Source organism: Heliobacterium chlorum, from assembly GCF_014502795.1.
Classification (GTDB): domain Bacteria; phylum Bacillota; class Desulfitobacteriia; order Heliobacteriales; family Heliobacteriaceae; genus Heliobacterium; species Heliobacterium chlorum.
The window spans coordinates 165,706-186,329 of the sequence record NZ_JACVHF010000005.1; the positions used below are offsets into that span (position 1 = coordinate 165,706).

Consider the following 20,624-nt stretch of genomic DNA (forward strand, 5'->3'; position numbering starts at 1 on the left):
GGATTTTATTTTTAAAAATAATCTGGACAGAAGGGAACCTGGAGTAATCTGACGAAAAGAAATTTTAATGAAATATTTACATATATATACTTGTATTATAAAGGGATTGGCTTGGGGCTATTCGAGGTGAAGGGGTGACCGTTATTGAAAAGGAAACGACGTCTAGAAGAGCATTGGGATGAAAAATGGCTGATACCCTATGCGGACATGTTGACTTTGCTGTTAGCTTTATTCATCGTGATGTTTGCTACAAGTCGTGTGGATCCAAATAAATTTGAAGCTTTGAGCAAGACGATGGTTACAGTTTTCACTGGAAATATGGGCATCATGAGGAATGCTACACCGGTGCCGACTGCAGATGACAATGATAAGATGACCGATATGGCCGTTTTAGAGGCTGTTCGCGAAGCACGGCAGCTTGAGGAAACGAAAAGCCATATGGACAAGTATATTCAAGATCAAGGTCTGCAAAATCAGATAGAGACCAATCTACTGCAAGAAGGATTACAGATCTCTTTCCGTGATGCGGCCCTTTTTGATTCTGGTAAAGCAACCTTGAACCAGGAATCGATGCCCAATCTAGATATCGTAGGACGGCTCTTAGCGGAAATGAAGCAAAATGAGGTTCGGATTGCTGGACATACGGACAATCTGCCGATTAAAACAGCAGAGTTTCCATCAAACTGGGAGCTGAGTACCGAGCGGGCATTAAATGTAATGAAATACTTACTTAGAAATAAAGATCTCAATCCGGTACAGTTTACAGCTGTCGGCTACGGTGAATACCATCCCAAAGCTTCCAACGATACGGCTGACGGACGGTCCATGAATCGCCGCGTCGAGATCATGTTGGTTCGTAAATATTCGAATCAGGCTCTACCTAAAACGGATGAAATAACAAGTCAGCCCTTTGTACCCTCTACGGAGTCTTTACCCGTAAAGGGGGAACTATAGCAAGCAAATAGCAATCCAGAAAGCCGTGACCTCCTTGTTCTGTTGTACACGGAGGCCACGGCTTATTTGTCATGAGGCTAGATATTTGTCGAAATTTAGACTTGAACATCATAGAGGCTATGGAGATACGGAAGTTATCCCAGCTATACTTTGAACCGGCTTACTTGTCCCCGGATCGTTTCCGCATTCTTTTCTACGGTCTCTGCCGTTTTCAATAGTTTTTGTGCGATAACTTCAGCGTTTTGGCTAGCCGAGACGATGCTATTGATTTCTTCTTGCAGGTAATAAGTTTGGCTTTCGCAATCCGACGCCGATGCAGCGGCCGTTTGCGAAGAGGCAGATATTTGTTCGGCAATGGCAGCAATCGATTGGGATTCGGTCGCTGTTTGGTCGACAGCAGAAAGTACGGTGGTGAATGATTGATCAGCCGTTTGGATAGCGTCGGTGACTCGAGAGACAATGGTGGCACCAGTAGCGGCATGATCGGAGCCGGTGGCACCGTCTCGGCGAATAGCATCGACAAGGTTGGTGATGCGTTTCGCCGACTCTGTGGTCGTATCGGCTAGTTTGCGGATCTCAGAGGCGACGACGGAGAATCCTTTGCCAGCTTCACCGGCTCTAGCAGCTTCGATGGCAGCGTTCAGGGCGAGCAGGTTTGTTTGGGATGCCACATAGGAGACTTCGTTGGCAATGGCGCCAATTTCATCGGAGTGTTTGACGAGTTGAAGGACAGCGGTGACGATTTGCTTGGAAATTTCGGCGAGTTCGGTCGTTCGAGAGATAGCGTCGAGCATGGCAGATTGTCCCGATTGGGCGGAGAGTTTGGCGTTATGTGAGGTTTGGGCGAGGTCTGTGGCGGACTGAGCGGCTTTGGAAATCGCTTCGGCAATTTCGTGGACGGCATTTTTGATGGCGTTCATTTCTTGGACGGACATTTCAGCGGCGGACTTAGCACCGGTAGCCATGGCATTGACGGAAGTGCTGGCTTGTTGAGAATCAGCGGCGGCGGTGCGAAGGTGGATCATTTCATCGAAGATGTTATGGGTGAGTTTTTGGAGATCTGTGAAGACACCACGAAGCGCATTGTTTGCCGTAGAGAAGCCTTTGCTGATAGTGGCAAATTCGTTTTCACCTTCAATATGAGTTTCGAAGGTGAAGTCGCCGGAAGCTGCAGTGTTCATAGCGTTGACAACGATTTCAGTGCTCTGGCGAATGTTTTGGGCGAGGGATAGGAATGAGCCGGCGATGATGGTGGTGAGGGATAAGAGAGCTGCAAGGGTGATAAGGCGGTTGTGTTCGAGAGCGGTTATTTCGTTTTGAAAACGTTGAGTGAGAGCTTCCATTTGGGCAGTCGCCAAAGTACGAATCGCTTTCATTGCTTTGTCGATGGGTATAGGCTTTTCTTGCTCGTAGCTGGTTAGACAGGAGTCGATCGAATCCCAGTCAGTGGTAATGTGGGAAATCTCAGAGCCGTGTTTGGCGATAGCAAGATACTCGTGAGCCGATTTAGCGATATTGGCGGCGTCTGTGGCTTTTCCGGCAGCGGCGTACTGTTGGGCGAGGAGGACGCCTTCAGAGATTTTCGGTAGGGTGCGGGCGATACTGTCAACGAGATAGTTCAGATCCGTAAAGCCTAATTCCCAAAGGCCAGTTTTGTCAGCAATTTGCATGCGCATGAGTTCGAATCTGGAAAGAATGGCATTATGAGTATCGATATCGGCGTCTTTGGAAAGAGATTGGATATCTTTTTTTAGGGAGGACCATTCAGGTTGTGAAAGGTCAACGGTTGGAATCGTTTGGCGGACTTTTTCGTCTAAGGCAGGGCGTTCAGCGGGAGCAGTTCCACGGCGGTCGCGGATGAGGTTATAAAGCTCACGAAAGTGCAGGATTTGTTGGACTCCAGCTTCGGCTCTGCGATAGGCGGCGATATTTTGGGTTTGTTCATAAAAGATAACGCCGGTGGCCAGAGTGGCCGGGATAAGGATGACTGCAGCGACGGCGGTGAATTTTCTTTTGAAGGGTTGGCGCGCCAGCCAGCGGCTAGCAGGGTTGTCGAGGAGCTTTGAAAAAATCATACGATTCACTCCTATGTGTTTTATGGTTTGGCTGCATTGTCGGTTTTGCGGAAAGAAAAGGGAGAGAAGTCACAATAGGGGAAACGAAAAGGCACTCGGCCAGGAAAATTTGGTGAGTGCTCTTGGCTGGTATTATTTAGAGACTATTTTTACCTACAGTATACAATAAACAGAAGTATGTTTCACAGTTGAATATTCCATCTTTCCCAAGAAAATTTGGTGACCTATAGTATCGTGAGTATCAAAATCTGTCAAAAAATTTTCCCAAGTCAAATTAGCGAAATAGTATAATTATTAAAAATAGACGACTGTGAACCTTGGATATCTTATGCATAAGTGCAGGTATAGAATCCAATCGAGGACTTTTGACATACCGTCCGACTTGTAGATTTACCTTTTAGCTTAGATGACCAGAATACCTTGCATTGATTCATAACAAAAAAATCCTGTTGCTGAAACCTTTATCCGTGTCTATTCGTCGTTATTAAAAGAACGATCGACAGAGGAGGACATTATGTTTAAACGAACGATTGTAACGACGATAGCACTATCGCTTTTGGGGAGCACCTGTGCTTCGGCCGCAGTCATACCCGCTTCTCAACAAGCGTCGTCCGTTTCTAAGGAGGAGCAGTTCGAAAGCTATTTACCCCGAGAAGAAGCCCCAGAAGTTCAGGCAACTCTCGATCCATCTTGGTTTAATTTAAGAGATTGGATTTCTTTACAAAACCGAAGTGATGAGAGAGCCCCTGAAGGCACGCTAGCTAGAGTCGTGACATGCCTCCTAACTCGGGATACGGGAGCACTTGTTCGGCCTTCCGACGCGAATCTCCCTGCCTTTACCCTCGATAAATATTTAACCGAAAACGGAAAAAAGGCAAAAAGCAAACTGGAGCAATTTGACGTTTCTTCTCCCTGGCTATATACATTGCACGTCGAAAAAATCGAGAAGCCAAAGGATCAACATCGAACCTATCGGCTAAAAGGGACCAGCCGTACGTCACAGGTAGGCGGTATTTATCCTGTCGAAATAGCTATTTCATTAGTTAAATCATCGAACGGGCGGTGGCTGGCTGACGACTTTGATGTGTTTGAAGTAAACCTACCACAAGCGATACATGCTAAGGATTTTTTTGATCTCGCCCTTCCTGGCGATTGGTCCGTCATAAAGGACAATCTTCCTGTACCAGTTCTCTCGTTTAAAAAAGCCGAAAAAAATATAGGAGGCCTACAACCATTGAATTTTCCTCAAGGAAATACTGTTGAAAATCTATACCCTAACCATTCCCAGGTAGCAGAGATGTTAAATAAATATCCGGGAGAGGACCGAGATCTCTACTGGGTCATGCTGAAAAGATTGCCGCCTGCTGCTGCTCAAAGCCACGAAGTAAATTATGAACGCCACTATTATTTTCTTGATCGAGAACACCACATCGCTTACGATCTGTATTTTGATGCCGATGCGGTCGATTCAGTTACCGCTTGGCAGGTCACTAATAGCTTTCGCCTTTGTCCACCAAATAAAAATTAAGCCATGTAACTCTTGACAGTATGAGGTATAATTTAACGTAACCAAGCATTATGCTTGAATATCCTTAATACATAGGGGGATAAGATCATGGACGCTAAAGAAGTTGTTTGTTTTTGTAAAAAGGTAACCTACGGGGACCTGCAAAAGGCGATTGAAAACGGCGCTAAGACTTTTGATAGCGTACAAGAAGTGACCAAGGTCAGCACAGGGTGCAAAAAGTGTACAGACAAAGCCAAAGCCTTAGTCAATGAACTGCTGGCAAAATAACTTTGAATGAGAAGAAACCGCCTAAAGAGGGCGGCTTCTTTTTTGCTAATAAGCAAAAGCGACAGACAGTGAAAACCAGATTCACTGTGCTGCCGCTTTTTTTGTTTGTATCTGTTTCTAATTCTAACATGATCAATCGATTCGGTGACCGATTCGTTGAGTTATCCCTCTGCGGCTAGAGAGACTATCTCTCCGGCATCGCCTAAATCATAACCACCCAACGATTCCACTTCGCAACGGAACTCCTCCGACTGCAATATCTCGATGATGACTCGCAAGCGTTCATCATCGGGTGAGAAGTTTAAAAGTAGATCATATTGTTCCTTTGCCACGGGGATGAAGTCCAGGCCCAGCGCTCGGGCAGAGGCTCGAACACCTAAACCCGTGTCGGCGGTACCGGACGCTACCGATGCGGCGACGGCCATATGAGTACTTACTTCTTTTTCGTAGCCGGTGATTTGATGAAAAGGAATATTCGATTTTCGGAGCTCATAATCGAGCAGCATCCGCGTGCCGGATCCACGTTGCCGATTTATATAAGAAATATCCGGCCGCATTAAGTCGTTCAAATCGTGAATTCTTTTCGGGTTGCCCGGCAACACCATCAATCCTTGCTCACGGGTAGCAAAATGGACCAAGGAACCGGTCATATTCGGCAAATACCTTTTCACAAAACTCACGTTATAACGACCTGTCTGTTCATCGAGCATATGCACGCCGGCTATATGGGCTTCATTGTTGCGGATCGCCATGATGCCGCCCATACTGCCTACATTGGCACAGGTCAGACTGACATGCTCCAACCGTCGACGCAGGAAAATGCCTAACAATTCGAGGGCCAGATCGTGACTGCCCACGGCCAGGATGGTCTGTTCCGGCCGGCTTTTGCGCAGCATCTGTACGGGTACTGTCGACCCCGCCGCCAGGCCGGATTGGATAGAATCGATCCGGACCATGCCCTGGGCCTTCGTCAGCGAAGAAAGCAATCCGGCGCCCCGACTCAAAGGAGCGGCCACCGTTTTACCTTGCACGTTGCCGATGGAGACGCGGACATATTCCTCGACGCCCATCGTCGAGGCCACTTGTTTGGCCATAGCGGCCTCGATCTCTATCATCTCAGCCGGAGGCAATTTTTGCTTCGCCAATAAGATGTCGCGGACAAACAGTTCTGCTGTCAACATCGCCGATACGGGATATCCGGGCAAACCGATGACCGGCTTGCCTTTGCATAGGGCCAGAATGACCGGTTTACCCGGCTTGATCGCCACGCCATGGACGAGGACTTCTCCCAAATCGGCTAATACATCCGATGTAAAATCATCTCTTCCTGCCGATGTGCCCGCATTGACGATGACCATATCGTTGCTTTCCAAACTTGATGAAATGGCTTGCTTGATGGCTTCGCGACGATCCCGGACAATCGGATGCCGATGGGGGTCGCCGCCCCAAGCAGTGACGGCTGCAGCCAGCATCGGTGAATTGACGTCTAAAATCGTGCCCGCCCTTAATTGCGCTCGGGTGGCCACAATCTCATCGCCTGTCGGGATAATTGCGACCTTCGGTTTTCGAATCACGTCGACCTCTTCCAAGCCCGCCGCCAACAGGGCCGCCATATCGACCGGTGCGATCCGTTGATGTTCGGCGATGACGAGCTCATTGGCGACGATGTCTTCCCCGATGATCCGCACGTGCTGCCAGGGCGCGGCGGCAGCGATGATCTCTGCGGACCCATCTACGAAATGCACATCTTCCACCATGATCACAGCATTTGTCCCGGCAGGTAAAGGGTCCCCCGTATCGACAACATAACAACCACCGGGAGCAAAGGGGGTATCTGGGGACAAGAGCTGTAACCGGATGGGTTCGGTCTCCTGAGCGCCAAAGGTATCGGGGGCAAAGACGGCGATGCCGTCCATGGCGGAACCGTTATAGTGGGGCACCGATTGTTTGGCGTACACGGAGCAAGCCGTAACCCGTCCGAGGGATTCGCTGATGATGACAGTCTCCGAAGGTAGATCGGCAAAATAACCGCAACGGGTCAGTGCTTCCCGCCAAAGCATTTGCGCTTGTGGCCGTTGCAGGCAATCTAAGTACGCTTTTTGATTGCGCATCATAGTCACCCTCCTTTACTCCGTGTCCTTGATCAGCAGCACTTCGACCGGATCGCCGTCGTAAAGGCCGCTTTTATCGGCGGGGACATGCATGATTCCGTCGGACTGGGCCAAGAGATGGATCAACCCTGACTTCCCGAGAATAGGACTGGCCTTATATGTGCCTTCCTGCCTACGCAGGCGTACATTGATGAAATCATCCCTGCCCGGGGCGGAAGCAACATTGCGCGTAAGCTGCGCAGTCAGAAGAACCGTTCCCGAGGCTTCTCTTTGCCCGAAAAGTTTCCCTAGAGCTAGTTTCACTAACTGCTCACAAACGGTCATCGCGGCTACCGGGTGTCCGGGTAACCCAAAAACAGGCACCTGTCCGACCATGCCGAAGATGGTTGGCTTGCCCGGTTTGATGGAAATCCCGTGAAACAGAACCCCCGGGGCACCTAATGCATCGATCGCCTTGACCGTATAATCTCTGGCTCCGACGGAGCTTCCCCCAGAGATGATCACCAGTTGCGATGTGGCGACAGCTTGTCCTAAAGCGGTGAAGAATTGTTCATAGCTGTCTTTGACAATCCCCATAGGCGTAACGTCGCATCCGAATTCTGTTAACATCGCCGCTAAAGCATAGGAATTGACGTCGCGGATTTGTCCCGCCTTGGGGATGTCCTGGATATCAACCAATTCATCGCCCGTAGATATGACTGATACTTTCACCCGTTTTCGCACAGGGACACGGGCAAAGCCGCAGGCCGCGAGCACACCGATATGTTGGGGAGCGATTCTTTGTCCCTCTTTTAGGAGAACCGCTCCAGAACGAACATCTTCACCGGCGGAAACGACATTTTCTCCCGGTGCGACCATTTTAGCTGCTAACAAGGTCTGCGCATCAGGCTGTATGGTCTGTTCCAACATGATCACCGCATCAGACCCCGCTGGCAGCATGCCTCCCGTTGGAATCGCGACGGCCTCGCCCGGAAGAAGCTCCATCGTGGCCGGCTCCCCCATGGATACTTCGCCGACGATAGAAAAAAGCGACGGCGCCGATTCGCTGGAACCGAAAGTATCGGCGCTGCGCAGGGCAAAGCCATCGACGGTGGAACGGCTAAAGGGAGGGAGGTTTTCCTGAGCCACGATATCTTCGGCAGCGACCCTTCCTAAGGCATCCAATAAAAAGACGGTTTCAGTAGGCACAACTGCCCCAGTAAGGTTTTTTGTTATAACTTCCTTTGCACTCTGCAGAGGAATGCACTGAAAAAAATCCATCTAACGGTTCATCTCCGGCAACGCTATTTTTTTGCTTGAGAAGAATTTTGCATAAGTTTATTATGCCAGAACAGACTGGCACAATCCATATCCATAGAATTCGCGTCGTCATCATGATTCGATACGTCATCACCGTTATAGCCCTGTCAGCGATTTGACTTATACGGTAATTCAAAAGTAGACTAATTCTTCGACGTCTTCAAAGGAATTTTTCTATTGTTTACAGAAATGGAACAAGAACTTTATAGCTTTGAGCCGTAAAATAGCACTTGGCCTGTTTGGGAAGGACTCTTCGAGAAATTTTAGTAATCTTTTCTGAAATGAACATTCCTTTGTTCATTGGTTGAAACAGTTTTTTACTGAAAACAGCGCTCGAACTAATGGTTCGTAGGAGCGACATCAAAGGAGGCCCTCTGTATGCGCTTTTTACATACTTCCGACTGGCACCTCGGTCGCATCTTTCACGGCGTCCACTTAACCGATGATCAGGCTCACCTGCTGGCTCAATTTATCGGGCTCATCGATGACATCAAGCCGGATGCCATTGTCATCGCCGGAGACGTATACGACCGATCGGTTCCGCCGACAGAAGCAGTGAAACTGCTCGATGAGACCCTGTCCCAGATTCTCATGGATTACAAGACCCCAGTGATCATGATCGCCGGGAACCACGACAGCCCGGAGCGCCTCGGCTTTGGTTCTCGACTGCTCGCCCGGCAAGGACTCCACCTAACGGGACTTTTCGATACATCCCTTCAGCCTGTGACGATCATGGACAAGCATGGTCCTGTCCACTTCGTTCCCGTCCCTTTTGTCGAACCGCCGGTGGTGCGGGAGAAGTGGGGGCTGGCCGATATCGCGAATCATGACCAGGCGATGGCAGCGATCATCCACAAAGCCACTGCAATTATCCCTGCAGGGGAACGTAAAGTCCTCGTGGGACATGCCTACCTGACGGGCGGGGAAAAGAGCGAATCGGAACGGCCTTTGTCCATCGGCGGGACAGATATGATCGATTTTAATCATTTTGATCGTTTTGATTATGTGGCCCTCGGTCATCTTCACCAGCCCCAAAGCATCGGTAAACCCCATATCCGTTATTCCGGTTCGCTGCTGAAATACTCTTTTTCCGAAGTGAACCATAAAAAGTCCATTACCTTGGTCGAAATGGACGATACCGGTAAGACAGAGATTCAATCGTATTCATTAACGCCGCGCCGGGACGTTCGCCGCATCGAAGGAGAACTCAACAATGTTTTGCGAGGTCCCCGGCAGAGCGAATCCAAAGAAGATTATCTACTCGTCTCCCTGCTCGATACGGGCGCTGTCCTCGACGCCATGGGCCGCCTGCGGGAGGTATACCCCAACGTGCTACATATTGAACGTCCCCATTTGTCGACCGGTGGTGAACTGCGGGGTCCCGCTTCGGATCACCGAAAGCTCAGCGAAAAAGAGCTCTTTTCATCATTTTTTGAACAGGTAACGGGAGAAACCTTAACGGACGAGCAAGGGCTGGTGTTTAGCGATACCGTGGAAGATCTGTTCCGGCAGAAACGGGAGGTGGCTTCCTGATGAAACAGCGAAACAAAAGGATGAAGACGCTAAAGTGGCCCCGCGCTGTTATCGTTGTGGTGGTTGACACCTCTATAAAGCAAAAGCGGGAGCAGGAGGTGGCTGCTCTGTGAAACCTTTAAAGCTTACGATGAATGCCTTTGGCCCTTTTGCAGGGATCCAGGTGATCGATTTTACGGAACTGAAAGGAAATACACTCTTTTTGATTCATGGTCCCACCGGTGCAGGGAAAACGACGATCCTTGATGCCATCTGCTTCGCGCTATACGGAGATACGAGCGGTGCCGAACGGGACGGTAAGCAGATGCGCAGCGATCATGCCGACATCTCCGTGCCTACATCTGTCACTTTTGACTTTACCATCGGGGTCCAACAGTACCGAGTCACCCGCAATCCCGAACAGGAACGGCCAAAACGATCCGGCGGTGGTACGACGACGATGCGCTCTGACGCCACCTTGTGGGACCGGACAAACTGCAGCGACGATGCCGAAACAGGTGTCGTCCTCGCCACCGGTACGAGCAAGGTGACCGTTAAGGTGGAAAGCTTGTTAGGCTTCGAGAGCAGTCAGTTTCGCCAAGTGGTCATGTTGCCGCAAGGGCAGTTTCGCAAACTCTTGACCTCTGATTCCAAAGAGCGCGAACAAATTCTAGAGGCTTTGTTCAAGACGGAGATCTACCGGCGAATCGAACTGGCTCTGAAGGAAAAGTCGAAAGCCATGGAGTCGGAGATTAAGGACATCCAGCGGCACAAACAGTGGGTCCTTCAGGAAGCGAAAGCCCAGTCGGCGGAAGAACTAGATCAACGGCTGAAAGAACATCGAGAAAACCTCCAGCAGATTCAGCAGGCCGTTCAGCAACATCGAAAGCGGCGGGAACAGGCACAAGTTTTTCTGGAAGCTGGAAAACAGACCAAAGAAAAACTCATCGAAAAAGGACAAGCGGAAAGCCATCTCCGCGCCTTACAGGAGAAAGTGCCTGAGATGGAGGGCCGCAGGCAAGAGTTAGAGCGGGCGAGACAGGCTCTCGGTCTCGCCGATCTGGAAAAGTCGCTGCTGGGCCGACGGAGAGAAAAAGCAGAGGTCGAAAAGGAGCGGGTCGGTAGAGAGGCGGAACTAAAGGGTACTCGCCAATCTAAAACCGACGCCGAAACAAAGTATACGCTCGAACAGGGACGAGAGCCGGAGCGGGCGGAAGCCGTCCGAGAAGTGGCCCGCTTGGAAGGGTTTACGGAGATCGTCAACGCCATTGACGGTGCCCGCCGAAGCCTGGCGGCAAGCCTCACAGAAGTAAAGGCGGTAAAGGCCGAGAAGGAACAAAAGGATCAATCTTTGACGGAACTCTCCGCCTACATGGAGACCCAGACGAATCGGTGGAAGCAGGCGACCCAAGAAGGGGCTAAGGCTAGTTCTTTCGAGGCAGCTTATAACGAACTGACACGGGTCGGGAAGAAGCGCAAAGAACTAGATATCGCCTACAAAGCCCAGGCCGAGGCGATGCAAGAACATGGGCACGTGGAGCAAGAGTATCTTCTCTTGAAAGACAAGGCTGCCCGAGCCAAAGAGGAGCTGGCTCAGCTTCGGGAAGCCTGGAACAAAGGGCAGGCCTCCATCTTGGCGGCTTCCCTCTCTGAAAACCGTCCCTGCCCCGTCTGCGGTTCTCTCCATCACCCTGAACCGGCCAGAACGAGCGAATTCGTCCCGTCCCAGCAGGATCTGAAAGATAGAGAAAAGTCCTTCTCCGATCTCGAGGCTCGAAGAGACCATAAGCTTAACGAGTTGCGCGAAAAGGAACGCAAAAAAGCCGCCACGGAGAACCAAGTGGCGGCGCTCAAGGAAGAGCTGGGGGAACAAGCAGATCTCGTTCTAGAGGGGCTGAGAGCCCGGGCGAAGGAAGTCAAACAGGCTTGGGACAAATCGGCCAAAGCCAAAGAGGCCGCAGAGGCTTTGGGAAAAGAACTGGAGTCGTTAAAGGTCCAAGAGGCGGCCCTTCGCAAACAAGTAGCGCTGCTAGAAGAGAAATACCGAGGCGCCGAAAGCCGGTGGCGGGCTTCAGCGGCCGTTGTCGAAGAAAAAGAAGCGATGGTTCCGGCTGACCTTCGCGACCTAAAAGCACTGCAAAAAGCACAAATGGAAGCGGTAAACCGGCGAAAGGATTTGGAAGGAGCCCTGGAAAGGGCGAGAAAAGCGGTCGAAGTGGCACAAGCCGCCTTAGCCAAGAGCGAAACGGCTCTGCAAGAGTCCACACGCCGGCTGGAACAGGTCGAACTTCAACTTCAGGGGGAAGAACGGACATTTACCGTGCGTTTACAAGAGGCAGGCTTTACCTGTGTGGGCGCCTACGAACAGGCGAAACGGCCGAAAGAGGCCATCGATAGGATCGAGGGGATCCTCATAGAGTTTGGTGAAAACTTGAGAGCTGCTCAGGACCGGCTCACACGGGCTGAAGAAGCCGCCCAAGAGTTGACTGAGCCCGATTTGGACGAGCTGAAGAAGAACCTAAAGGCTGCCGAAGAAGCTTTCGAACTGTCCCGGAAACAGGAGATCGAAAGGGAGAATGAAATCAGCCGGGAAACAGAATGGCTGAAGAACCTCCGGAAGTTAGAGAGTGATTTTGCTGCGACCGAAGAAAAATACCGTGTCCTCGGTCGGATATCGGAAGTAGCCAACGGCACGAACAAGTATGGCATCACTTTTCAGCGTTTTGTCCTGGGGGCATTGTTGGATGATGTCACCGCCGCGGCTACCGAACGGCTGAAGTTGATGAGCCGGGGTCGTTATTACCTGCAGCGGACTCTCGACCGGGCCACGAAACGTTCCGCTGGCGGCCTAGACTTGGAAGTTTTCGACACTTATACAGGCCTATGCCGGAATGTGTCCACATTATCCGGTGGAGAGACCTTTTTGGCGGCGCTCTCACTGGCACTGGGGTTAGCGGATGTGGTCCAATCCTATTCCGGCGGCATCTACCTCGACGCGATTTTTGTCGATGAAGGTTTTGGCACGCTTGATCCAGAATCGCTCGATCTGGCCATGCGTGCGCTCATCGATTTGCAAAAAGGCGGCCGTCTTGTCGGTATCATCTCCCACGTGCCGGAGTTGAAAGAGCGTATCGATGCGCGGCTCGAAGTGAAGGCAACGGAGCGCGGCAGTACAGCTGGATTTCGGATAGCCTAAATCGGGTTTGGCTGATACCCAATATCTAGTTTACCCTTATGAATATGTCCATTATGAAGCTCCGCCAGGATCGAGAGGTCCGAAGCGGAGCTTTTTTACCTGCTGAAAATATCAAAATCCTTTTATCATAGCCGACTGACAATCTAGCGAAAAAATAGATACGGGGCTGCCCCAACGCATAAGTTTGGGCCAGCCCCTGTTTATTTAGCCTGCTACGGGTTAGGGCACTGTTCATTGTTTTTTATTTTTGCGACTTACTTAGGGGAGATTACTGTTCCATTGCACCGATTTGAAGACCCACACGAATGAAGCGGCACAGCCGGGCCGACGCCTCTTCAACCAGTTTTTCGGCATGATGGACGCAATCGTCTAGACTCATCGGTCCGGGGACGATGCTCATTACCCCGGAGATTCCCTGTTCGAGGACGTCATCAGCCCCTTTTCCCAACCCCCCGGACAAGCAGACAGTCGGAACATTATATTGTGCAGCAATCTTGGCGACACCGACAGGGGCTTTGCCGAAGGCAGTCTGAAAATCAGTTGCCCCTTCACCGGTGATCACCAGGTCCGCTCGTTTGGCCAGTTCAGCGAAATGGGTCGTTTCCAAGACGATTTCCACGCCCGGTTTCAACAGTGCATTTGTAAAAAACATCAAACCGGCTCCTAATCCCCCGGCGGCACCTGCGCCGGGGCGCTCGGCGATGTCTTTGCCGGTGGCGGCAGCGGCGATGGATGCGTAATGGCCGAGGGCTTGATCCAATTCCCGAATCATATCGGCAGTGGCTCCTTTTTGCGGTCCGTAAACGGCAGAGGCGCCTTTTGGCCCACATAAGGGATTGTCCACATCACAGGCGACCAAGATCGATGTCTCGACGAGTCGAGGATCGATGCTGGATAGATCGATCTTTGCTAAGCCGGCCAAGGCGGATCCCCCAGGAGGGAGTTCGTCACCTTTTCCGTCGAGTAAGTGAACGCCTAGGGCCTGGGCCATGCCGGCTCCGCCGTCATTGGTAGCACTGCCGCCAATACCGATGATGAACTTACGGATTCCCTGGTCCAGAGCGGCTCGGATCAATTGGCCGGTGCCAAAGGTGGTCGTGATCCGTGGGTCCCGTTTCTCCTTAGGAACTATAGTTAGGCCCGAGGCGGCGGCCATTTCAATCACCGCTGTTTCACCATCGCCTAGAATTCCCCAAAAAGCGTCGACGGTTTGGCCTAAAGGCCCTGTGACTTGTTGCTTGATTATGCGGCCGCCGGTCGCCGTCACCAGTGCTTCCACAGTTCCCTCACCACCATCGGCGATAGGGACTTTGTGTACCTCGGCCCTAGGAAAGACGGAACGGATTCCTTGCTCCATAGCTGCTGCGACGGCGACAGCCGATAGACTGCCTTTGTACGAATCGGGTGCTACGATGATCCGCATTCCACAATCACGTCCTTTAACCTGCTTGTTACATTAGGGATTTAATACAATCTTACATCATTTTAATAACTTCATACAGAGAAGAGACTCTTTTAGTCTTCTACTTCAAATAACCCTCAAGCACAAAATAAGTTACTGGCATATATTGCTAGAAAACGAATGTGTAGGGGGACGATAAAAGTGCCGTACAATTTCGCTCAATATTATGGTGAGGAGTATTACAGACAAAAATTTTTAGAACATGCAGCTCTCTCTGAACACTATGCCCGACAAAAAATGGTTAATGCAAGTAATTCGCAGGCCTATTATAGATTTGCTGAATTGGAATATTTCCATAAATCAAGAGCACTACACTATAAGAGTTTCTTTATGGCTCAAGTAAGTACAGACTCAATATACTAAACTAAACAACATCTAGGACCGAAGAAAGCGTATATTTTCCTATGCTCCATATAAAAATTCAGCCTGCTTCATAAATTTTTCACAAGTTTTTGTTATGCTCCTTTTACTGATTGAAAGGAGCTGAATACGATGTCTATGACCCATTACATGGAACTGCTGGCGGTAAATCAACCTTGGAACTTGATATTATTCATGGCAATTCCGGTAATCCTTGCTGAAACCGTTGCGATTTCGGAGTTGTTTATCCTCTTTAAGCGTCCAGGAGCAAGTGCGCTTCGTATGATTAACAAAACCGCTAGCATCATAGGTGGAATTTACTTCATGGGTGTATTCATATATCTAATGAACACCGCAGTAATACCGCTTACCACGAGTGGGCAGTGGCGTGGCCCGGCAGACGTAATTGCCGTAGGGTTTTATTTAGCTGGCATCATTCCACTTATGGGTATGGCACTGCTCGACTTGAACCTGATCGGTAAGAAACGAGATGAAGAGGCTAAACTGAAACTTCACGCCACATTTGTCGCCATTTTTCTCGTAGTCGCCCACGTTGCAATGATCTTCGGAATGTTAGATCCAGCTCTACTGATGACCACACCTTCGGCTCACGTCATGCCTCAACATTCCATGCATTAATAAAGAAACCGCCGGACGATAAACAGTCTGGCGGTTTCTTTTATTGAAGAATGCTTTTGGTTAGGCATTACAACAGGACCATAAATAAGGGGGTACTCGAGGCTATACGGTAAAAATCAATGAAGAAAAATTGGGCAGAACAATACTAGCTTTGATTACGGTGTTTATGAAGAGTAATGCTCACCATTTCTTGACTAGTGGGGAAGGGCGATTTCAATTGTATTAAGGTTTTTCAAGACTGAGTTGCCATGAGACACCATATTTATCTTGAATCCAACCGTACTTCTCGCTGAATGGGTAAGCACCTAACGGCATTAAAACCGTGCCACCGTTAGAAAGCCTCTCGTAATAATAATTAATTTCCTCATCAGTATCGCATGTGACGTATAACGATATTGCTGGAGTAAACGTAAATTCATGTTTAATGCTACTGTCTATAGCCATAAATACTTGCCCCTTTAGCGAAAAGGAAGCGTGTATCACGGAGCCTTCTTTACCCACATCGTTTGCACCGTAACGGGTAATAGTCAGAATTTCCGATTGGTCGAACGTAGAGCAGTAAAAGTTCATAGCTTCTTCGGCGTTCCCGGAAAACATTAAAAAGGTCGTAATTTTCTGATGCTGTTTCACTTGGTCAGCTCCTTATTGCAAATCAAAGAAGTGATTTCGGCAGATTTCCCGGGTTGACAGCAGGAGGTACACCGATAATATGCCCTATTTACGAAACTGAACCCTAATAATCACCTAAATCCCCCATCTCCCACCATACTCGCTGTAATGCCTCACCTCATTCGACCCCCATTTTGGTATGAATGGTATAGTTGATCATTTTGAAAGCATACAGGCGTAGTGTGGGAGAAGTACCACCGTCCTATTCCACGGCCTTTACCGAGGAGGCCAGTAGAAGAGGACTGTTTTTTTACTGTGCTAAGAATTTTATCTTAATATCAGGGCGACATTAACAGAGGGAAAAAGTCGCATGTTTTAGTTGAATTTAAAAGTGGAGGAACCTAATGAAAGAAGCAATTGAATTCTTGAACGCTCATAAGACAGGATGTTTCGCAACCGTTGAGAACGGTAAACCCCGTGTTCGTCCGTGGGCATTTATGTTGGAGGACGGGGGGAAGTTCTGGTTTTGCACGGCGAATAACAAGGATGTCTACAAGCAACTAAAAGAAAACCCTTACATGGAGTTTACCAGTTGGGAAGTGTTTACTATCTTCCGAATGTCAGGCGAAGTAAAGTTCTCACAAGATATTGAGATGAAGAATAAAATCCTTGAAGAGAATCCTGGATTAAAGTCACTTTACAGCGCCGATGATCCGGTATTCGAGATTTTCTATTTGGAACATGGAAACATTTCATTTGCGGGTAAGACATACGAGTTTTAAGTGTATATCCCCCGATTGAAACTGGTTAATTCCGGTCAAGTATAACAGTAAAACCGCCCTTACTCACGGTCTTCCTTGTACTCCTTTCGAGCGAGGCCAGTGGGGAGGGGCGGTTAACTTTTTGGAAAAAATACCTTTCGTTGCGTGATCTCTAGTGTTCCGATAAGGGGCTGCTTACTAACATTTCCGTCGCTGACAAGGATAGAGCTCTACCCAGAGTCTTAGAACCCGTTATTGACAAAAATACTTTTATTTTGAAGCTAATAATCACATAAAAATCACTATCCTCCACTTTAAGGCCGCAGTAATCTCTACGTTCATTTTGATACCCGTTGTGGCGAAGATGGGTTTTTATTGGGATAAGTCGGGATTTTGTGGGGTTGGGAGGAATAGATGGCTAGACCTCCATAATCACTTTGTGATAACTAACTCATGGGTGTATAATACATCTATGAGCAATACAAATTAGCGTGAGGAGAAGCCAAAATGAAGATTACCACCAAAATATGGCTTGGATTAGTTTCATTAATTGTATTGATGGCCGGAATTGTTGGTTACAACTATTATCAATTACAATCTCTTAGAGCCAATATCCTTGAGCTGGAACAAAAAAGAGTCCCTATCGTACTGGCTGCTAAAGATTTATCCACAGGCTTCGCTCGTCAAGCTGCCGGCATTCGAGGCTACCTAGCTACCGGTAATCAGAAGTTTATAGACGAATGTAATACGTTTCGAAAGTTAACAGATGAGAAAATCGCCTTTCTGGAAAAAGAGGAGATGGATAAAGAAATACTGGCTCCCGTAATCCAATCGGCAAAAAGCTTTGAGCCCCATCCACCGAAAATGATTGAACTGTATCAAACACAAGGTCAACAATCAGCCGTTACATATATGGCGACTATAGCTTCGCCTGATAATGCTAAAGTTATCGCCGAAACCAGCAAATACGCTGATTATGAGGTTAATTTAATCCAGGAAGCTGTATTAAAGGTTCGAAACATAGAGAATCAAATAGAACGAATTACTGTCATATTATTGGCAATTGGGGTTTTATTGGGTGCGATTGTCGGATACGTGTTGGTAAGATCAATTAACACGGGAATATCCCGACTTATAGAAACGTCAAAGGTATTAGCTTCAGGAGACTTAAGCGTTAGTATTAACTCAACTTCTCATGATGAATTAGGAGAACTAGCGCGTGCTCTTTCAGAGGTAGTTCATAATACAAGAAATGTATTAAATAAGGTGCAACAAGCTGCTTTCCAACTATCTACAACCTCAGAAGAGCTTGCTGCGTCCGCTGAACAAACAACGAAAGCTACAGAACAAGTAACGGGAAATGTACAACAGGTCGCTAGTGGGGTAACCGACCAAGTAAAAGGGGTCAACTCAGCTAAAGAAGTCATAGCACATATGTCAAAAGGGCTACAAATGGTAGCAAAGAACGCAAGTGATGTAAAAATAGCTTCCTCAAATGCCTATAAATCGGCTACCCAAGGAAATGAATCCATAAAGCGTGCGGTTGAACAAATGGATTCTATCAGTACAGCAGTCGATATTAGTGCTCAAACTATTGCGGAATTAGGAGAAAAATCTAAATCTATTGGGCAGATCGTTGAGGTGATTTCGGGAATCGCCTCCCAAACTAATCTTCTTGCGCTTAATGCAGCGATTGAAGCTGCTAGAGCGGGAGAAATGGGAAAGGGATTTGCTGTAGTCGCCGAAGAAGTTCGTAAATTGGCGGAAGGATCCAGCGAAGCTGCACAAAAGATTGAAATTTTAATTTCCGAAATCCAACTAGGAACTGAAAAAACGGTATCGGCAATGCGAATTGGAACCAAAGAGGTAGCTACTGGTAAACAAGTGGTTCGAGAATCGGGAACGGCTTTTCAGTCTATAGCTAATCTTATCAATGAGGTCGCCCGGCAAATTCAAGATGTCTCCGTAGCTGTAGAAGAATTATCATTCTCAAGCAAGGAAATAGTTACAACTATAGAGCAAATCCAGTCGACATCAGAAAAATCTGCTGCAGAGACTCAAAGTATTGCTGCTTCCTCTGAGGAACAAAATGCAGCAATGCAAGAGATTGCTTCATCGACTCAAGTATTATCCAAATTAGCCGAAGACCTTCAGAATCAAATATCTATATTTAAGATTTAGGATTTACGCTCCAATTGTCCCCATTCCCCCACGACCCACAAGTATCCATTTCTTGAGCAGCTTACTTCAATATGAGGTGGCTGCTTTTTTGTTTGATCATTCTTGATATGAGTATGCGATCTAATGAGTTATATTGACCATAAACCCACGCTTTGGCCCCATTATCCCGGGGCCAGTTCAAACGCGGGTTCGACAAATGAAGCGATGACCGTCGGTACGTTCCGTTGTGCCAAAAACTTCTAAATTCAGTAACCCTAATGACATAATTTGACACTGTTCGCGTGCAGTGTGCTGTATAATGCTGTAAGAATAAATCGACAGAGGTACATTCATGAAACGTAAATTTCGACGTCTAAAGCGGAATCGTTTGATGCATCTTGAATCTGCATTGCGTGCTTCAGAGGAACGGTTTTACAAAGTCTTTCATGAAAATCCTGCTATGGTCTCGATGATATCCGTCTGGGATGGCGTTTATTTTGATGTAAACCAAAGTTGGTTAAGCATAACGGGATATAAAAGAGAAGAGGTCATCGGACGGTCCATTTTTGACTTAGATTTTCTGATTAGCTTTAATCAATCAAGAGATGGTTTTTTCGGTGAAACGAATAAGGGATGCGAGATCGTCTTTCAAACGAAAGAAAAAGAAAGAAGAAACGGCCTCCAATCCAGTTCAATCATTAATATAGACGGGAAGGACTACGTCTTGGCTATCACCTATGACATAACCGACAAAAAAAAGATGGAGAAAGAGCTTAGTCGGTTAGACCGCTTGAACCTTATCGGACAATTGGCCGGTGGTATCGGTCACGAAATTAGAAATCCGTTAACTACCGTAAAAGGGTTTCTTCAATTAATGCACCGTAAAGATGAACTTTACGATTTTCAGGAATATATTGAACTCATGATTTCGGAACTCGACAGAGCAAACACGATTATAACCGATTTTTTGTCCCTCTCGAAAACTAAGAGCTTGTTTCAATCCCCTGAAGACATCAACAGTATCATTCAAAAGATGTTCCCTCTTCTTCGGGCTCACGCATTCGCTGTTGATAAGCAAATTGATTTGGAGTTAAACACAGTGTCCGATATCCTTGGAGATGAAAAGGAACTACGCCAGCTAATACTCAATTTGGTCCAAAACGGTTTAGATGCGAGCGCACCTCGGCAATTTGTAACGATAAAGACCTACATGGACGAAAGTAATGTAGTTCTAGAAATTAATGATCGGGGGAAAGGGATACCTAAGGAGATTCTTGATAAGATAGGTACCCCGTTTTTTACCACAAAAGATCGTGGAACCGGATTAGGCTTAGCGGTTTGCTATGGTATCGTGGAACGGCATCGAGCGAGAATACGTGTTGAAACAAGCGAAAAAGGAACGTCGTTTATCATAGCTTTTCCTCGGAATAATATGTAAGAGGGGGTTAAATTTAAATTGGAGAAAATCTTAAAACAAATCTATTTCAAACGGCACCAAACAAGACGTCTTCTCGTTACCCGTCAAAATAGCGAAGCTGTTCAAATGTCGTGAGATTGATGTACTACTAAATGATTACTACCGCCTTAAACAAATGGAAAGTTCAAGCTATATAACGCGTTTTCAACACCCCTACCGTAAGTAAAAAAAGAATTTTGGCCTAATGGAATTTTTTGCAATTTAAAGGATTATG

14 protein-coding genes are annotated in these 20,624 nt (G+C 47.9%); 9 read left to right on the forward strand and 5 right to left on the reverse strand.

Translation table 11 applies throughout. From position 1 onward, the window contains the following. Nucleotides 1-144: 144 nt before the first annotated feature. Entirely contained in the window at nucleotides 145-954 is an 810-nt protein-coding gene (locus H1S01_RS07780; RefSeq protein WP_188039514.1) for an OmpA family protein, read from the forward strand. A gap of 143 nt (nucleotides 955-1,097) precedes the next feature. Here the strand turns inward: H1S01_RS07780 and H1S01_RS07785 are convergent, their stop codons facing one another. Beyond that, nucleotides 1,098-3,029, reverse strand: a complete 1,932-nt coding sequence (locus H1S01_RS07785) for a methyl-accepting chemotaxis protein (RefSeq protein ID WP_188039515.1) — start codon at nucleotides 3,027-3,029, stop codon at nucleotides 1,098-1,100. Between the two features lie 514 nt (nucleotides 3,030-3,543). Between H1S01_RS07785 and H1S01_RS07790 the strand changes: the two genes are divergently transcribed. Both H1S01_RS07790 and H1S01_RS07795 read left to right on the forward strand, forming a co-directional pair. Continuing rightward, a complete protein-coding gene (locus H1S01_RS07790) occupies nucleotides 3,544-4,557 on the forward strand; it encodes a hypothetical protein (RefSeq protein WP_188039516.1) in 1,014 nt (337 codons plus the stop codon). A gap of 87 nt (nucleotides 4,558-4,644) precedes the next feature. Beyond that, nucleotides 4,645-4,824 (forward strand): (2Fe-2S)-binding protein, encoded by a 180-nt coding sequence (locus tag H1S01_RS07795; RefSeq protein WP_188039517.1) that lies wholly within the window; start codon nucleotides 4,645-4,647, stop codon nucleotides 4,822-4,824. Nucleotides 4,825-4,985: 161 nt separating this feature from the next. Here H1S01_RS07795 and H1S01_RS07800 read toward each other — a convergent pair whose 3' ends face one another. After that, complete coding sequence (locus tag H1S01_RS07800; protein WP_243237134.1) at nucleotides 4,986-6,938, reverse strand: molybdopterin biosynthesis protein; 1,953 nt, start codon at nucleotides 6,936-6,938, stop codon at nucleotides 4,986-4,988. 12 nt (nucleotides 6,939-6,950) lie between these two features. Then, entirely contained in the window at nucleotides 6,951-8,195 is a 1,245-nt protein-coding gene (locus H1S01_RS07805) for a molybdopterin molybdotransferase MoeA (protein ID WP_188039518.1), read from the reverse strand. Nucleotides 8,196-8,612: 417 nt separating this feature from the next. Between H1S01_RS07805 and H1S01_RS07810 the strand changes: the two genes are divergently transcribed. Further along, nucleotides 8,613-9,767, forward strand: a complete 1,155-nt coding sequence (locus tag H1S01_RS07810) for an exonuclease SbcCD subunit D (protein ID WP_188039519.1) — start codon at nucleotides 8,613-8,615, stop codon at nucleotides 9,765-9,767. A 109-nt stretch (nucleotides 9,768-9,876) separates the two neighbouring features. After that, nucleotides 9,877-12,942 carry an AAA family ATPase gene (locus H1S01_RS07815; RefSeq protein WP_188039520.1) on the forward strand — a complete coding sequence of 1,022 codons (3,066 nt, stop codon included), beginning with the start codon at nucleotides 9,877-9,879 and terminating at the stop codon, nucleotides 12,940-12,942. A gap of 268 nt (nucleotides 12,943-13,210) precedes the next feature. On the opposite strand, the gene H1S01_RS07820 is transcribed toward H1S01_RS07815, so the two are convergent. Then, nucleotides 13,211-14,365 (reverse strand): glycerate kinase, encoded by a 1,155-nt coding sequence (locus H1S01_RS07820; RefSeq protein ID WP_188039521.1) that lies wholly within the window; start codon nucleotides 14,363-14,365, stop codon nucleotides 13,211-13,213. A gap of 531 nt (nucleotides 14,366-14,896) precedes the next feature. On the opposite strand from H1S01_RS07820, the gene H1S01_RS07825 reads away from it, so the two are divergent. Next, on the forward strand, nucleotides 14,897-15,403 hold the full coding sequence (locus H1S01_RS07825) for a DUF6803 family protein (protein WP_188039522.1): 507 nt from the start codon (nucleotides 14,897-14,899) through the stop codon (nucleotides 15,401-15,403). Between the two features lie 222 nt (nucleotides 15,404-15,625). Here the strand turns inward: H1S01_RS07825 and H1S01_RS07830 are convergent, their stop codons facing one another. Then, the gene (locus H1S01_RS07830) at nucleotides 15,626-16,033 is read right to left on the reverse strand and encodes a VOC family protein (RefSeq protein WP_341479058.1); all 408 of its coding nucleotides are present in this window, start codon (nucleotides 16,031-16,033) and stop codon (nucleotides 15,626-15,628) included. A gap of 383 nt (nucleotides 16,034-16,416) precedes the next feature. Here H1S01_RS07830 and H1S01_RS07835 point away from each other — a divergent pair, with 383 nt between their 5' ends. The 3 genes from H1S01_RS07835 to H1S01_RS07845 all read left to right on the forward strand — a co-directional run bounded on the left by H1S01_RS07835 (nucleotide 16,417) and on the right by H1S01_RS07845 (nucleotide 20,371). After that, nucleotides 16,417-16,794, forward strand: coding sequence for a pyridoxamine 5'-phosphate oxidase family protein (locus H1S01_RS07835; RefSeq protein WP_188039523.1), 378 nt, complete (start codon nucleotides 16,417-16,419; stop codon nucleotides 16,792-16,794). 486 nt (nucleotides 16,795-17,280) lie between these two features. Continuing rightward, nucleotides 17,281-18,954, forward strand: a complete 1,674-nt coding sequence (locus tag H1S01_RS07840) for a methyl-accepting chemotaxis protein (RefSeq protein WP_188039524.1) — start codon at nucleotides 17,281-17,283, stop codon at nucleotides 18,952-18,954. 331 nt (nucleotides 18,955-19,285) lie between these two features. Then, a complete protein-coding gene (locus H1S01_RS07845) occupies nucleotides 19,286-20,371 on the forward strand; it encodes an ATP-binding protein (protein ID WP_188039525.1) in 1,086 nt (361 codons plus the stop codon). Nucleotides 20,372-20,624 lie beyond the last annotated feature (253 nt).